Raw genomic sequence first — 15222 nt, forward strand, 5'->3', positions numbered from 1 at the left:
CTTGTCTCCTCCCCGCAACGCAGGCGTCCTTCCGGAGCCCCGGTGCCCGTCGTCGACTTCCAGCGTCTCTTCGAGAAGAGCCCGGGCCTCTACCTCGTCCTCGCGCCGGACGCGGCCTTCACCATCCTCGCCGTCACGGACGCCTACCTCCGCGCGACGATGACGCGCCGCGAGGACGTCCTCGGCCGGGGCCTCTTCGACCTGTTCCCGGACAACCCCGAGGACGCACAGGCCACCGGCACCCGCAACCTGCGCGCCTCGCTGGAGCACGCGCTGGCCACCCGGGCCCCGGACGTCATGGCCGTGCAGAAGTACGACATCCCCCGGCCCGGCGGCGGCTTCGAGGAGCGCCACTGGAGCCCCGTCAACACTCCCGTCCTCTCCGAAGACGGACAGGTGCGCTACCTCATCCACCAGGTGGAGGACATGACCGAGGTGGTGCGCCTCACCCGGCGCGGCGAGCAGGACCGCATCGAGTTGCTGACGCTCCAGCGGACCGTGCGCGTGCGCACGGACCTGCACGCCCTCATGGAGCACGCCCCTGCCGCCATGGCCGTGCTGCGGGGCCCGGGCCACATCTACGACTACGCCAACGCGGAATACCTCCAGCTGGTCGGCCGCGCAGCCGTGGTGGGAAGGCCCGTGCACGACGTGCTGCCGGAAATCGCGGCGCAGGGCTTCATCGAGGTGCTGGACCGCGTGTACGCCACCGGGGAGCCCTTCATCGCCGACGAGCTCGTGGTCCGCCTGGACCGCGCGGGCACCGGGCGCCTGGAAGAGCGCTTCCTCAATTTCGTCTTCCAGCCCACCCGCGCCCCGGACCGGGCCGTGGACGGCATCTTCATCCAGGCGGTGGACGTGACGGCCCAGGTGCTGGCCCGGCGGGAGATGGAGGAGGAGCGGGCCCGCCTGCGCGCGGTACTGGAGAACGCCCCCATGGCGGTGGCCATCGCGGATGCGTCCGGCCGCGTCGTGCTCGCCAACAAGCGCATCGAGGCCGAGCTCCGTCACCCGGCCCACGCCACCACCCAGCCCGCGGACTACCACCAGTGGCCCATCCTCCGGCCCGACGGCACGCCCATCGCCACCGAGGACTACCCGCTCATCCGCGGACTGCGGGGCATGGAGGCCCACGGCGAGGAGCTCAACTACATCTTCGGGGACGGCAGCCAGGGCGTGGTGGAGGCGCACTACGGGCCCGCCCGTGACGCGCGGGGAAACATCATCGCCTCCGTCGTCTTCTTCCGGGACATCACCCAGCGCCGGAAGCTGGAGCAGGAGGCGCGTCAGCGCGCCGGCTTCGAGCAGCAGCTCATCGGCATCGTCTCGCATGATTTGCGCAACCCCATCAGCGCCATCCTCCTGTCCACCACGACGCAGCTGCGGCGCACGGACCTGGACGAGCGGCTGCGCCAGCCGCTGGGCCGCATCCTCTCCTCCGCCGAGCGCGCCAACCGGCTCATCCGAGACCTGCTCGACTTCACCCAGGCCCGGCTGGGCGGCGGGATTCCCATGCGGCCGGGGCCCCTGGACTTCCATGCCTTCACCCGGCAGGTGCTGGACGAAATCCAGGTGTCCCATCCCGAGCGCGAGCTGCGGGTGGAGCAGCACGGAGACGGCCAGGGCGCGTGGGACGGGGACCGGCTCGCGCAGCTCGTGGGCAACCTGCTGGGCAACGCGCTCGCCTACAGCCCCGCGGGCAGCCCGGTGGGCGTGACGACGCGGGGCGAGCCGCACGACGTGGTGCTCGAGGTGCACAACACCGGCACCCCCATTCCCGCCGAGCTGCAAGCCCGCCTCTTCCAGCCGATGCAGCGCGGCGGCAACCGCGACTCGCGTAGCCGCAGCGTGGGGCTGGGGCTGTACATCGTCGACCAGATTGTCCGCGCGCATGGCGGCGCCATCACCGTGACGTCCCTGCCGGATGAGGGCACCACCTTCACCGTGCGGTTGCCGCGAGCGCCCCACCCGACGCCCGGGTGAGTCAGTCGTCGTTGTCGTCGGCGGGCGGCGGGTTGCTCAGGTGGCTGTAGGCGACGGCGGTGAGGGCCTGGAGCTCGGGCACCTGCCATGACACCTCGTGCCGCGAGCGCCAGTCCTCCGACCACGCCATGAAGGTGCGCAGTTGCGCGGAGCTGGGGGCCACCTGCCAGCGCTGCCGCTTCGCCAGCGTCAGCGCCTCCAGCGGTGGGTGCCCCAGCGCCACCATGCAGCACAGCGCCAGCAGCGCGCTGCGCCCCACGCCGTGCTCACAGTGGATGTAGACCTTGTGGCCCTGCGCCAGGCGCTGCGTCACCCACTCGACGCCGTCGTCAATCATGTCGCGGCGGATGGCGCGCATGTCCTCCGTGGGCAGGTGCAGCAGGGTGATGCCGTGCTCGCGCAGCACACGCTCGTCGTCGCGCGCCTCCACCCGCACGTCCACCACGTAGCGGATGCCGAGCTTGCGCGCGAGGTGCTCCGCCGCCTCGATGGGGAAGCGCCCCCCCACCGCCAGCGAGGGCAGCACCCAGTCCAGGTTCAGCCTCCGGAAGGACTCGCTCATGGGCCCACGGTAGGGATGATTGGCTCCTCCCGGGAGAGCCCCACACTGGGAGGCACGGCCCGCCAGGGCTGTAGGTGAAAAACGCAGGGAGTACGCAACTTCGAATCTCAGGCCCCGAGAATCATGGCAAGTCCCACCCGTGATGCCCCCCGGCGTCACCTCAGTTCTTCGGAGCCCCCCATGAGCTACCGCATCCAGTCGGGCGACACCCTCTCCGGCATCGCCAAGCGCTACAACACCAGCGTCAGCGCGCTGATGAAGGCGAACCCGCAGATCAAGAACGCGGACCTCATCTATACCGGCAAGAGCCTGAACATCCCCGGCTCCAAGGACAGCTTCGAGCCTTCGAAGGGCGGCAAGCCGGGCTCGAAGCCGGGCTCCTCCTCGGGCAGCTCCGGCACCAACGGCACGCAGGGCTCGCAGGCCACGGGCACCAACGGTGGCAACGCCCCCACCGGCAGCGCCTTCGACATCGCGAAGTCGCACCTGAACAAGAACGCGGGCTCGCTGAAGCTGGAGAAGAACGGCGTCGGCAGCGACATGGAGGACTGGGTCCCCAACAACGTCAACTGCGCCAACTTCGTCTCCGCGTGCCTGGAGCAGGCCGGCCTCATCACCAACGCGCAGCACGACAACTCCGTGATGGGCCTGCAGGCCAAGCTGGACAAGGACCCGGACTTCAAGCGCGTGGACCTGAAGGACGCGAAGCCCGGTGACGTGGTGTCCATGAAGACGCCGGGCGGCCAGCACGTGGTGATGTTCGCGGGCTGGAAGGACGGCAAGCCCCAGTTCATCGGCTCCAACAACGTGAACTCAGACGGCTCGCAGCGCATCACCATCAGCTCGATGAACTACCCCATCATGTCCATCCACCAGCACCGCGGCTGAGCTTCCGCGCGGCACTGAGGAAAGCCCACGGGGCTCCGGGTTCCGTCCTTTCGGACGGACGCGGGGCCCCGTTGGCGTTGAGGGGATGGACGCTACGGCTTGGGTGCCAGCGCCAGCGCGGCCTGGAGGAGCGGGCTGCGGGTGGCTGACTTGCGCCACGCAGCGTGGATGACGCCCGAGCCCGCGCCGGGCAGCGGCCGCGCCACCACGCCCGCCTCGCGCGGGCCGCCAGGCAAGAGCGACGCCAGCAGCGAGTAGCCCAGCCCCGCCGCGACGAAGCCGAGAATCGTCTCCGACGAGTCCGCCTGGTGCAGCCGCTTCGGCTTCACGCCGGCCCGCGCCAGTTCCGCGAGCTGCAATTCACGCAGGTGCCTGTCCGTGCTGTAGGCAATAAAGGCGTCGTCCTTGAGCTGCGCCAGCTTCACCTGCGCGCTCTTCGCTTGTGGGTGGTGCATGGGCAGCACGAGGAACGGATGCGTGCGCCCCACCTCGCGCGACTCCACGTCGTCGGGCACCTCCGGCAGGTGGTCCACCACCAGATCCGTGTCCCCCGAGCGCAGCACGTCCAGCGCGGGCACCTTGGACTCGAAGAGGGCCACCTCGATGTCCGGCCGCTTCGCCTGGAGCCGCCGCAGCCACGCCGGCAGCAGGTAGCGCAGCACGTGGCCGGAGGCGTGGACGCGCAGCGTGCCGCCCACCTCGCCCTTGCGCAGTGACTGCACCACGGTGTCGAGCGCTTCCAGGAAGGGGGCCACGTGCGCGTAGAGCGCGCGGCCCTCTGGTGTGAGCACCACGCGGTCCTTGCCCACGCGCTCGAAGAGGGGCACGCCGACTTCATCCTCCAGGCGTTTCACCTGCTGGTGCACCCCGGGTTGCGTTATCGGATACGGGAATGAGCGCGCCGCGCGTGCGTACCCTTCCGCGCGCGCCACGCGGTAGAAGCCCTCGAGCCGCTGGAGCTGAATCATTCACCAGAGGTTATCAATGGCGTATGGACTAGTTCCATGCGCTTTACGAAGCGACGATGCATTGTTCCTCCTGTCAGCGAGCACGGCTCGCCCCGAGGAGGAAGCACCATGTCCCGCGCCACGCCGAAGGTCGTCGTTCCCCACAGCACCGCCTGGGTCGCCCAGACCTGGCTGTCCTTCGTCCTGTCCGTCGGCGTTACGGCGGTGGGCATCTGGAACCTGCCCGTGGACATCTGGGTGAAGTCCTTCCTGGCCATGGGGCTCCTCTTCACCGTGGGCTCCACCTTCAGCCTGTCGAAGACGGTGAGGGACCAGCACGAGATGGAGCAGCTCGGCACGCGCATCGACGAGGCCCGCGTGGCCCGGCTCCTCTCCGAGCACGACCCGGTGGCCCCGCCGAAGCTGTGACCCACGAGCGTGCGCTCAGCGCAGGGGGCGCTTGAGGCAGTAGGCCCTCGCGTCGACCGTGACGAGCTCCCACCCCTGCTGGCCCAGGAGCTTGAGCTGCGCGGTGGTGGCTGCAATCGCTGACTCGCCGGGCCCCCATTGAGGCTGCATGCAGTGGTAGTCCCAGCGCGGGGTGCCTGCTCCCGCCTGGGCGTCCGCGGGGGGAATCCACTGCACCCGGGAAGCGGCGCAGCCGGCCAGGAACACGAGCGCGAGCAGGAGGTTGCGGCGCGTCTGGTCTTGCATGTGCTTGTCACCTCGAATGGGGGCCGGGGTTGGAGGGCCCTCCGGAATCGCGAGGGGTTGTATATAGGCTCCCGGCATGTTCCACGGGCTCACCCTGCTCATTCCCGACAAGGCAGACGCGGAGCGCGACGCCGTCGCGCGCGCGTGGGAGGCGGGAAGCGGCACGGTGCTGAGGCTCGGGCGCTTCTGGAGCCCACCCGACGTGGACCGCGCGCGAGTGCGCCTCTACGGCAACGACACCTTCTGCCTGGTGCTGGCGCAGAAGCTGGGCCTGTCGCTCGTGTCTCCGCCGGATGACCTGCTACTGAAGGTGAACGCGTCGTTCGTGAAGCGCGAGATGCACGGCGCCACGCTGGAAGTGGCGGCCTCGGAAGCCTTCCCCCGCTTCATCAAGCCGCTGGTACCCAAGGTGTTCCGCGCCGCGGTGTGGCCAGGGCCAGAGGCGCTCGCGGAGGAGTGCCGGGGGCTGGCGCCGGAGACACCGGTGCTGTCGTCGGAAGTCGTCTCCCTGCGTGCGGAGGCCCGGGGCTGGGTGCTGGACGGGCGCGTGCGCACGTGCGCGGTGTACGAGGGCAAGGGCTCCATAACGGACGCCGAGGCGTTCCTCTCGGCCGTCGCACGTGAGGCGCCGCTGCCGCGCACCTGTGTACTGGACGCGGCGCTCGTGGAGGGCCGGGGCTGGGCACTACTGGAGGCCAACGCCGCGTGGGGCGCGGGCCTCAATGGCTGCGATGCCACCGAGGCTGCCCACTGCATCGCCGAGGCCACGGCGGCCCCTTGACGCTCAGGGCGCGCCGCGGCCCGCCTGGAGACACACGAGCGCCTCGTCCAGCAGCGGCAGCGCGGCCTCCGTCCACCCCTTCAGCTTCGCGCGCGGAGGCAGGGGAATGCTCGGAGGAATGAGGCCCGCCAGCGCGGCGTCTTCGATGAACTGCGCCTGCTGCTCGGGGTTCAGTTGGGCCCAGCGCAGCGCCTGTCCCACGGCCTTGCGCCAGTTGTAGCCGTCCCCCCACCACTGACCGGCGAGCGCGGCGCTGAGATACGCGGTGCCGCCGTGCTGGTGCTGCCACACGTGCGTCAACTCATGCACCAGCAACCCGAGCTCCGGAGGTCCGCGCCCGGGGACGAAGACGGTGTCGCCGTGCGCGAAGGCCCGGCGGGACACGCCCAACAACCCCAGCCGTCCCTCCTTCAGCCTCACCCGCGCGTAAGCCAGGCTCTCGCCGAAGATGGGGCGCAGCCGCGCCACCTCCTCCTCCGTGAGACGCCGCCCCGGCGGCTCGAGCCCGGTCAGCACCTGCACCGCGCTCACCACGCGCCCGCCGAGCATCAACACCAGGTCCGCCGGCAGTTGCGCCACACGCGTCAGCCCGCGCCGCAGCAGGGGCAGGCCCTCGCGAGGACGCCCGCGCACGCAGTACACCGTGCCCTCCGCCAGCGAGCCCAGCACCACGCCCACGCCGCGCACCACGCCAAGTGCCGCGCTCGCCACGCCCGTCAGCAGGCCATGACCCGCGTCCATGCAGCGGTCCAGGAACGAAGGCACTCGGCTCACCGCGCCTCTCCCGCGTCCACCCACCGGTCCGGGAACGAAGGCGCGCGGCTCACCGCGGAACCCTCAGCGGATGCCCGCCGCCGCGCGCAGGCTGGCCACGCCCAGCACGGACTCCATCAACTCGCGGAGCGAGCCGGGACGCCACGGGCGCGCCAGGGCGAAGTGGGTGAGGCACGAGGCGCTGTACGCCGCCGCCGGCTCGGGCTGGAAGTGCGTCGACACCAGGACGCGCGGGCCCACGAAGCCCCGCTCCACCAGCCGCACCAGGAAGGCCGGCACCCCGGTGCGCTCCGCGGTGTCCAGGTCCACGACGAGCGCGTCTGGCGCGGCGCCCGCGTCCAGCCGCCGGTCCGCCGACGCGGTGCCCAACGCGTGGATCAACTCGAACCCCGGCGCCAGCTCCCGGCCGATGGCCAACCGCATCAGCGGGGCTTCGGACACCAGCATCACCCGGAGCCTCGAGCCGGACCTGCCTGCCCTGGGCGTCAGACGCAGCGCGCCAACCTCCCTCAGGCTGGGAGCGGGAACGGACTGCAAACGGCTGGAGCGGGGGGCGGGGGCGTGGGACACACCCGCAGAGTAACCAGCAATAGCGGAAATATCAACCTTTACTTCAATCCTAGCGCAAACCGGCGGAGAAGACCCCGGTGAACCCACATCGGCCACGCCCCGGGCCCACCGGATTATGAATGCCTGTTCAGTGTGTCAAGAATGACCACTGACCGCCTGCACTGGAGTGCAGTTGACCCACAAAATTCTCGCTGTCTCGGGAAGCAGCGGGCCCCAGGGCCCGTGGCTCAATCGAACTCGAGCGCGCGCTGGAAGTCGGCGGGGTTCGAGGCCGCGCCCTGCGCAATCTCCAGGGTGATGATGCCGTCGCGGTAGAGCCGCGTCAGGTGCTGGTCGAAGGACTGCATGCCGAACATGTCGCGGCCCTTCTCGATGACGTCCTTCAGCTCGTTGGCGCGGTCCTCGCGGATGTACTGCTCCACGGTCATCGTCTGCGTCATGATTTCCAGCGCCACCGTGCGCCCCTTGCCCGTGGCCCGGGGCAAGAGCCGCTGGGAGATGGTGGCCTTGAGGCAGTCCGCCAGGCGCATGCGCACCATGGCCTGCTCCTCCGAGGGGAACACGGACACCAGGCGGTTGATGGTGCGCGACGCGTCCGTGGTGTGCACCGTGGACAACACCAGGTGGCCCGTCTCCGACGCCTTGAGCGCGATGTCGATGGTCTCCATGTCGCGCATCTCGCCCACCAGAATCACATCCGGGTCCTGCCGCAGCGCCGAGCGCAGCGCGCGGGCGAAGCTCTCCGTGTCCGGTCCAATCTCCCGCTGGGAGATGGAGGACTTGATGTTCTTGTAGATGAACTCGATGGGGTCCTCGATGGTGAGGATGTGCAGGCTCTCGTTGCGATTGATGTGGTCAATCATCGCCGCGAGCGTGGAGCTCTTCCCCGAGCCCGTCGCCCCCGTCACCAGCACCAGCCCGCGGTCATTGCTCGCAATCTTCTTCAAGACCTGCGGCAGCCCCAGCGTGTCGATGTTGGGAATCTCGTCCGGGATGATGCGCAGGATGCACGCCAGCGAGCCGCGCTGCCGGTAGATATTCACGCGGAAGCGCGCCACGCCCTGCACGCTGTACGACGTGTCCAGCTCCTGCAGCGAATCAATCTGCGCCTTCACGAGCTGGTCGGGGATGATGTGCATCGCCACCTGCTTCGTCTGGTCCGGAACCAGCTTCTCCATCTTCAGCGGCCGCAGCACGCCGTTGACGCGGTAGATGGGAGGGTCTCCCGGGCGGAAGTGGATGTCCGAGGCGCCGTTCTGCACGCCCACCGAGAGAAGCTTGTTCAACGTTGTCTGATCCACCGAGAAGACCCCTCACCGCTGCGCAGGCCGCGGATTCTAGGGGAATGCGCCCTCAGGTACAGGGGCACGGAGTGGCCCCACGCAGATGCAACCCGGCTACGGGTAAACCCATACCCGAATGGGTAGGCCCACACTCACCGGACAGCGACCATCCATGCGGGCGCCCGGCAGGCACCGCGCCGGAAGGACTCTCAAAGTCTCACACCGCGGTGACGAGGGTGAGCTCCGCGATTTCGGGCGAGGGGCCCAGGCGCAGCGGCGGGCCCCAGTAGCCGGTGCCCCGGTGGGTGTAGACGCGCACGCCGGCGATGGTGGCCAGTCCGCTGATGACGGGTTGCTGGAGCTTCACGAAGAACATGAAGGGGAACATCTGCCCGCCGTGCGTGTGCCCGGAGAGCTGGAGGTCCACCGCCACGCCCGCCTGGGCCACGTGGAGCGCCGTGCGGGGTTGGTGCGCCAACAACAGGCGCGGCACACCCTCCGGAGCCCCCGCGAACGCCACGTCCGGGCGGCTGGCGTGGGCGGGAACGATGTGGCCCGCATCGTGGTCCGTCACGCCGGCCACGGTGAGCCTCGCACCGTCGCGCTCCACCACGCGGTGCTCGTTCTGGAGGACGGTGAGCCGCAGCCGGGCCACCTCCGCCGCCCACGCGGGGCCTCCGTGGTAGTACTCGTGATTGCCCGTCACGTAGAAGACGCCGAGGGCAGCGCGCAGCTCGGCCAGCGGCTGCACCTCGTCGCGCAGCGCCTCCACGTGGCCGTCCACCAGGTCGCCCGTCACCGCGACGATGTCTGGCTTCAGCGCGTTCACCTGCTCCACCACGCGCCGCAGCCAGCGCCCGTCCAGCGTGGGGCCGATGTGGATGTCCGAAATCTGCACCACCTTCAGCCCGTGCAGCCCCGCCCCCAACCCGGCCACCGGCACCGTCACCCGCTCCACCCGCGCCAGGCCGCGCGCGGTGACGAACGCGTACACCACCGCGGGCAGCGACACGCCCACCACCGCCAGCGCGCGGCCCCGGGCGAGCGCCAGCGAGTCCTCCACCACGCCCGTCCATTGCAGCACCAGGCCGATGAGGTCCGCGGCCACCACCGCGCTCAGGATGATGCCGAAGGCGCCCAGCCACACGTACGCCGTCCACTGGAGCGCCCGGGTCCACGGCGTGGGCTCGCGCCGCGACAGGAACATCCCCACGGGCAGCGACACGAAGAGCAGCGCCACCAGCACCGGCCCCAACACGCTCCACGGCGCGGGCCACTGGGGGCTCACGAACAGCCGCGTGGCGATGTACGCGTGCAGGCCGCCGAAGAGGGTGAGGATGCCGCCCAGGGACACCAACCACCGCAGCATCATCCCGGGGCGCGGCCGCCGCCTCGTCCTCCGCTCCGCGCCTGGAGAGCGCTCCGTTGTTACGGACTCCGCGCCTGGAGAGCGCTCCGTTACGGACTCCGCGCCTTTGGACAGCTCCGCCACGGACAGGCACCTCCACCAGGGGTTGACACGCACCACTCGGGAAGGCGGAACATAACGGCTGCCTCCGTCCCTCGCCCGGCAACCTGCCTGCCTGCCCATCTCACGCGATATGGAGAGTCGCGCATGCCCCGCCTCCGCCGTGACAGCGCCTGGACGAGCTGGCTCTTCGCCGGTGCCCTGGTGCTCGGCGGACTCGGGTGCTTCTCCGGGGGTGTGGCCTGGGCGCTGCGCTCCATCTACCGGGGCATGGAGCAGGAGTTGCGGCGGGACGACGTCCACCGGCTCGCCCTGCGCACGGCGGAGGCATCACCGCGCGCCACGGAGCTGCTGGGCGCGCCGCTGACCATCAGCACGCTCACGCTGCGCGCGCACGGCACCACGCCGGAGGCGGGGCTGGTGGACTTCGACCTGGACGTGCAGGGCCCGCGAGGCCACGGCGTGCTCCAGGCCCAGGTGGCCTACACGCCACGGGTGTGGACGCTGCGCCGGCTGGTCCTCCGTCCGGAGGGCGGCACCGACGTGGAGCTTCCCGCGGGCGACAGCACGCCCGCACGCCCTCCGGACTGAGCACCGCCCGGCTCACGAACTTCAAGGCTGGAGAACCCGGTGACGCGGTCGGCGGCTATGGTGCGCCGTCCCTTGACGAAGGAGCGTGTCCATGGCGCAGATGCACGAGGTGGACTTCCACATCTACGGCGAAGACCTGCAGTTCGTCGAGATTGAGCTGGACCCGCAGGAAGCAGCGGTGGCCGAGGCTGGCACCCTCATGTACATGGAAGACGGCATCGAGATGGAGACCATCTTCGGTGACGGCTCGGAGAAGAAGAGCGGCTTCCTCGGCTCGCTGCTCGGCGCGGGCAAGCGGCTGCTGACGGGCGAGTCCCTCTTCACCACCGTGTTCCTCAATCGCGCCGGCAGGGGCAAGCGCAAGGTGGCCTTCGCCGCGCCCTACCCCGGCAAAATCATCCCGGTGGAGCTGGGCAAACTGGGCGGCGAGCTGATTGCGCAGAAGGACAGCTTCCTCGCGGCGGCCAAGGGCGTGTCACTGGGCATCGCCTTCCAGAAGAAGCTGGGCACCGGCCTGTTCGGCGGCGAGGGCTTCATCATGCAGCGGCTCCAGGGTGACGGGCTCGCCTTCATCCACGCGGGCGGCACGCTGCACGAGCGGACGCTGGGCCCCGGAGAATTGCTGCGCGTGGACACCGGCTGCATCGTCGCCTTCACGCCGACGGTGGACTACGACATCCAGATGGTGAGTGGCATCAAGACGGCCTTCTTCGGCGGTGAGGGCCTCTTCTTCGCCACCCTGCGCGGGCCGGGCAAGGTGTGGCTCCAGTCGCTGCCCTTCAGCCGGCTCGCGGGCCGCATCCTCTCCGCCGCGCGTCCCGGTGGCGCGCGCGACGAGGGCAGCGTGCTGGGCGGCGTCGGCCTGGGCTCCCTGCTGGGCGGCGACGAATAACAGCACCCGTGTCACCGGGCCGGCGGCCTTCCCTGGAGAAGGCGCCGGCCCACGTCGTGTCCCTGTTGCTACCGCCTGCGCCGTCTCGCCGCGGCGGCCAGTGCCACCAGCGCCCAGACTCCCGCCACACCCGCCGGAGCCGCGCCGCACCCGCAGCCCACGTCGAGCGCCGCGGGGCCGCGCACCACGAAGCCGGTGGCCGGAGACACGGGCCCCGCCGCCGCGCCTGTGACGCTTCCACGCTCCTGCGCCGTGACGCTGTGCGCGCCCAGGGACAGGGCCTGGTCGGCCGGCACCGGGTGACGGAAGGCGCCCGTCGCATCGGCAACCGCGATGGCCACCTCGGCACCGTCCACCGCGAGCGACACAGACGCACCGGGCGCGGCGACGCCGGCGAACAGCGGCGTGGAGTCCACCACCTCGCCCTCGGCGGGCACCACCATCACCGGCACCTCGCGGACACCCGCGTCGGACGTGCCCGTGCCGGCATCGGACGTCCCCGTGCCTGCGTCGGGCGTCTCCGTGCCCGCGTCGGACGTCTCCGTGCCCGCGTCGTCTCCCGCATCCGGGACCTCCGTGCCCGCATCCACCTCGCCGGAGCCCGCGTCCACGTCCAGCACCTCGAAGCGCGTGTACTGGGAGAAGGGCCCGCTCTCGCCCGTCTCGGTGTGGGCGTGGACGTTGACGCGGTGCGGGCCCGGCGTCAGCGGGCTGTCTGCGGGCACCTGGTAGCGGAAGCGGCCGAAGGTATCCACGGGGACGGGGATATCCGGCCCGTCGTCCACCTCCACGCCCACCGTGACGCCGTTGGGAGCCACACCCGCGAACAGCGGCGTGGGGCCGATGGCCTCACCGTCCGCTGGAATCACGAGGATGGGCGGCACCAGCACCCCGCCGTCCTCCAGCGTGGCGGCGACGCTGAACGTCGTCTCGGTCGAGCGCACGCTGTACGCGCCCAGTGACTCCGCCACCGTCGTCACCCGGTGCTCGCCCGTGGTCAGGGGGTCTCGCAGCCCGGGGTAGCTCCCGGAGAACGTGCCGTCCGACCCCGCGGTGAGCTGGACGACCTCCACGTCGTCGACGGAGATGATGATGCGCACGCCCGGGTCCGCCGCCCCCGCGAAGCTCGGCCGGGCGGACACACCCACCGCCCCACTCGCGGGAGTGACGACCGAGGGCGCCGCCGGCGACCGGTAGGGCACTTCATACTCCCGAGTCACACCCGCGCCCCCAGCCCCCGCGCCGTGCACGGTGCCGTCGAACGCCGTCGTCCCGGCGGCCCCACCCGTCACGTCAATCGGGCAGTCCAGGTCCGCCCCATGCACCAGCACGGAGCCGCCACTGCCGCCTCCGCCCGGGCCGAGCTGGCGGAGGGCGTCCGTCACGCTGCCGCCCGCGCCGCCTCGCGCCGTCACGCTGCCGCAGTCCATGTCCCCGGCGGTGCGCACGATGACGGCACCGCCCGCCCCTCCGCCGCCCGCGCCATCGCCCCCCGGAGTGGGGGCGACCGAGACGCCATCCGCGGAGATGCGGCCGACGCCCGACACCCGGTCGGCCCGCACGAGCACGAGCCCTCCGCCCGCGCCACCGCCGGTCCCGCTGTTGTTGTTGCCCTCCCCCGCGCCGCCGCCGCCACCGAAGAGGGCCTGGTCCACGAGCGCATACTTCATGTGCGCGCCCCCGAGCCCGCCCTCGGCCCGGCTGCTGTCCACGTCCGAGGCGGTGCGCCCGCCGACACCGCCCGCGTTGCCGTGCCCACCCCCACCGCCGCCGCCGTTGTGGCAGTTGGCCCCACCACCGCCGTTGACCAGGTGGCCACGTCCCGAGGCCGTGCCGAAGCGGCTCACCACCACGCCCTCCCCCTTGAGGGAGCCCCCCTGCGCGGGCTGCGGGTCCAGCCCGGTACACCCGGTGGGGCCGGCGACGTGGTCTTCGAAGGCGCCCCCTCGGAAGCCCGCGCCGTCCGCGCTGACGACGCCGTCGTTCCTCACCCGGCCCGTGGCCAGGAACGCGACGATGCCGCCGCTCTTGCCGTCCCACGGGGGCGCGACGAGGGACGTCCCGGTGGGCAGGTCGACGTCGGTGTACTCGGGCACGGCCACCACCTGCGCGCCCGGCACGGAGTAGCTGTTCACCAGGGGCGCGGTGAGCCGCAACAGGGTGGGCGTGGTGCTCACGGACGACACGCGCGCCAGCTCCCAGCGTCCCACCGCGTCCGGAATCACCGCGGTGGAGCCGCCCGAGGCCGTCGTCGCGGGGAAGCCGCTGCTCTGGTGGATGAGCACCAGCGCCTGGGCCTTCAGCCCGCCGAGCTGCGCCACACGCACCACCCTGCTCCCGGCCGGCGTGTCCGTCGACACCGGCACGGCGACGTTGACGACGAGCTGGGCCTGCGTGACGGAGAGGGGGCCGTCCCGGCCCGTCCCCTGTCCGAAGGAGTCCAGCTCCGCCAGCGCGGGGACCGCCGTGAGGAGTACGAGCACGAAGAGGGGAGCGAAGCGCATGGGGCCTCCATGGTGCCCCAGAACCCCGGTGCACCGCGAGTCGGGGGCCCGTCCTCCTCAAGAAAGCTGGCTGACCTCCAGCTCGCAGGTGGGGGCGCCCTGGTGCATGCACCGGCGCTCGCTCACCACCACCGGCTGGCCCAGGTGCCGGGCCAGCCCGCGGATGGTGCCGATGCCCAGGCCACACAGCTTCCGGGGCGAGGAGTAGGTCACCTGCACCAGGTCGCGCCGCACGCGCTGGCAGACGATGCTCGGCGCGCGGAGCCGCGAGTCCCGGCGCACCTGCTGGTGCAGCCGCTCCATGTGCTCCACCATGTCGAGCACCGTCCACTGCGGCTCGACGAGGACGCCATACGTGCGCAGGAGGCTCGGCCCGAGCCGCTCGCCCAGCTCCTCCAGGACGCGCTGCCTCGGCCTGCCCGTCATCCGCGACGCCGCGTCCACCAGCGAGAGCACCTCCGCGTCCGGGTAGTCGCGGAACGCCAGGTAGATGCGTCGAGGCAGGCCCGCCTGCTCCAGCAGGGAGTCCCAGCCGTGAGGCCCCAGCCGAGTCTCGGCGTAGCCTCGCAGCTCGTGAAAGACAACGCCTTGCATGCCCGGCCCCCTCGGTGCAACGCATTGCGTTCCACCGCACCTGCAAAGTTGCGCGCGAGGGGGTACCACGTCCTCCTGCCCTCCAGGGCGATTGCCCTTTGGCCGGGGTCGTCCGCTGAACATCACTCCTTCGCGGCGGTCAGGGCCCTGACATTCCGGGGGGCGAAGAAGGGCTGGCGCAGCAGGCGCGGCAGGACGCGCTTGTCCACGCACCAGAGCTGGAGGGCGTCCTCCCACTCCCCCAGCTCGGCGACCGCGCGCACGTCGGGAGCGTCGCGGTAGAGGCCGTTGAGGTTGTGGACGAGGGCGGAGAGGTCCTCCACCTCCCAGCGCTCGGAGACGTCCCCGGCGAGGACATGCAGCTCGAGCATGGGGCGCTCGCGCACATCCACCACCTTGAAGCGACGGGCGGCGCCGCCCATGGCGGTGGTGAGCGGGCCTACCAGCTCATCGGGGCGGACGCCGTAGGCCACACTGAGGCCGCCCTCGAGCAGGCCCGCGTCACACAGGCGCAGCAGCGAGACGTGGGGAGGCTCCTCGCGCCCCACCACCTCGGCGGCGGCGTCGCGGTCCTTGAGGAGTCGCTCCCGGGCGAGCAGGTCGAGGGGGAAGGCCATTCGGCCCGGCAGCATACGCGCGGACGAGCAGACGCGGTCGTGCAGGCGTCATCC

The 15222-nt window shown here is 71.1% G+C and carries 16 protein-coding genes; 6 read left to right on the forward strand and 10 right to left on the reverse strand.

The window, feature by feature from the left end:
* Positions 1 to 42: 42 nt before the first annotated feature.
* Positions 43 to 1983, forward strand: a complete 1941-nt coding sequence (locus tag OV427_RS17585; protein ID WP_267857279.1) for a PAS domain-containing sensor histidine kinase — start codon at positions 43 to 45, stop codon at positions 1981 to 1983.
* 1 nt (position 1984) lies between these two features.
* Here OV427_RS17585 and OV427_RS17590 read toward each other — a convergent pair whose 3' ends face one another.
* A complete protein-coding gene (locus tag OV427_RS17590; RefSeq protein ID WP_267857280.1) occupies positions 1985 to 2545 on the reverse strand; it encodes a protein-tyrosine phosphatase family protein in 561 nt (186 codons plus the stop codon).
* A gap of 180 nt (positions 2546 to 2725) precedes the next feature.
* On the opposite strand from OV427_RS17590, the gene OV427_RS17595 reads away from it, so the two are divergent.
* Positions 2726 to 3433, forward strand: coding sequence for a LysM peptidoglycan-binding domain-containing protein (locus OV427_RS17595; RefSeq protein WP_267857281.1), 708 nt, complete (start codon positions 2726 to 2728; stop codon positions 3431 to 3433).
* A gap of 92 nt (positions 3434 to 3525) precedes the next feature.
* On the opposite strand, the gene OV427_RS17600 is transcribed toward OV427_RS17595, so the two are convergent.
* Positions 3526 to 4401 (reverse strand): LysR family transcriptional regulator, encoded by an 876-nt coding sequence (locus tag OV427_RS17600; RefSeq protein WP_267857282.1) that lies wholly within the window; start codon positions 4399 to 4401, stop codon positions 3526 to 3528.
* 108 nt (positions 4402 to 4509) lie between these two features.
* On the opposite strand from OV427_RS17600, the gene OV427_RS17605 reads away from it, so the two are divergent.
* A complete protein-coding gene (locus tag OV427_RS17605) occupies positions 4510 to 4809 on the forward strand; it encodes a YiaA/YiaB family inner membrane protein (protein WP_164000974.1) in 300 nt (99 codons plus the stop codon).
* 15 nt (positions 4810 to 4824) lie between these two features.
* Here the strand turns inward: OV427_RS17605 and OV427_RS17610 are convergent, their stop codons facing one another.
* Positions 4825 to 5094, reverse strand: coding sequence for a hypothetical protein (locus OV427_RS17610; RefSeq protein ID WP_267857283.1), 270 nt, complete (start codon positions 5092 to 5094; stop codon positions 4825 to 4827).
* A 76-nt stretch (positions 5095 to 5170) separates the two neighbouring features.
* Here OV427_RS17610 and OV427_RS17615 point away from each other — a divergent pair, with 76 nt between their 5' ends.
* Positions 5171 to 5875: an ATP-grasp domain-containing protein gene (locus OV427_RS17615; protein WP_267857284.1), complete on the forward strand. Its 705-nt coding sequence runs from the start codon at positions 5171 to 5173 to the stop codon at positions 5873 to 5875.
* 3 nt (positions 5876 to 5878) lie between these two features.
* Here the strand turns inward: OV427_RS17615 and OV427_RS17620 are convergent, their stop codons facing one another.
* The 4 genes from OV427_RS17620 to OV427_RS17635 all read right to left on the reverse strand — a co-directional run bounded on the left by OV427_RS17620 (position 5879) and on the right by OV427_RS17635 (position 9871).
* Positions 5879 to 6649, reverse strand: a complete 771-nt coding sequence (locus OV427_RS17620) for an eCIS core domain-containing protein (RefSeq protein WP_267857285.1) — start codon at positions 6647 to 6649, stop codon at positions 5879 to 5881.
* A gap of 63 nt (positions 6650 to 6712) precedes the next feature.
* Complete coding sequence (locus OV427_RS17625) at positions 6713 to 7096, reverse strand: hypothetical protein (protein WP_267857286.1); 384 nt, start codon at positions 7094 to 7096, stop codon at positions 6713 to 6715.
* A gap of 350 nt (positions 7097 to 7446) precedes the next feature.
* Positions 7447 to 8505 (reverse strand): type IV pilus twitching motility protein PilT, encoded by a 1059-nt coding sequence (locus tag OV427_RS17630; RefSeq protein ID WP_267857287.1) that lies wholly within the window; start codon positions 8503 to 8505, stop codon positions 7447 to 7449.
* Between the two features lie 214 nt (positions 8506 to 8719).
* The gene (locus OV427_RS17635) at positions 8720 to 9871 is read right to left on the reverse strand and encodes a metallophosphoesterase (protein ID WP_324290062.1); all 1152 of its coding nucleotides are present in this window, start codon (positions 9869 to 9871) and stop codon (positions 8720 to 8722) included.
* A 246-nt stretch (positions 9872 to 10117) separates the two neighbouring features.
* On the opposite strand from OV427_RS17635, the gene OV427_RS17640 reads away from it, so the two are divergent.
* The gene (locus OV427_RS17640; RefSeq protein ID WP_267857289.1) at positions 10118 to 10561 is read left to right on the forward strand and encodes a cytochrome c oxidase assembly factor Coa1 family protein; all 444 of its coding nucleotides are present in this window, start codon (positions 10118 to 10120) and stop codon (positions 10559 to 10561) included.
* A 91-nt stretch (positions 10562 to 10652) separates the two neighbouring features.
* Complete coding sequence (locus OV427_RS17645; protein WP_267857290.1) at positions 10653 to 11453, forward strand: TIGR00266 family protein; 801 nt, start codon at positions 10653 to 10655, stop codon at positions 11451 to 11453.
* Positions 11454 to 11521: 68 nt separating this feature from the next.
* Here the strand turns inward: OV427_RS17645 and agmC are convergent, their stop codons facing one another.
* The 3 genes from agmC to OV427_RS17660 form a co-directional block, all read right to left on the reverse strand.
* Complete coding sequence (gene agmC / locus OV427_RS17650) at positions 11522 to 13957, reverse strand: adventurous gliding motility protein AgmC (RefSeq protein WP_267857291.1); 2436 nt, start codon at positions 13955 to 13957, stop codon at positions 11522 to 11524.
* Positions 13958 to 14014: 57 nt separating this feature from the next.
* Complete coding sequence (locus OV427_RS17655; protein WP_267857292.1) at positions 14015 to 14551, reverse strand: heme NO-binding domain-containing protein; 537 nt, start codon at positions 14549 to 14551, stop codon at positions 14015 to 14017.
* A gap of 122 nt (positions 14552 to 14673) precedes the next feature.
* Positions 14674 to 15168, reverse strand: a complete 495-nt coding sequence (locus tag OV427_RS17660; protein ID WP_267857293.1) for a hypothetical protein — start codon at positions 15166 to 15168, stop codon at positions 14674 to 14676.
* Positions 15169 to 15222: the final 54 nt, after the last annotated feature.

This window comes from Pyxidicoccus sp. MSG2 (assembly GCF_026626705.1).
Taxonomy (GTDB): domain Bacteria; phylum Myxococcota; class Myxococcia; order Myxococcales; family Myxococcaceae; genus Myxococcus.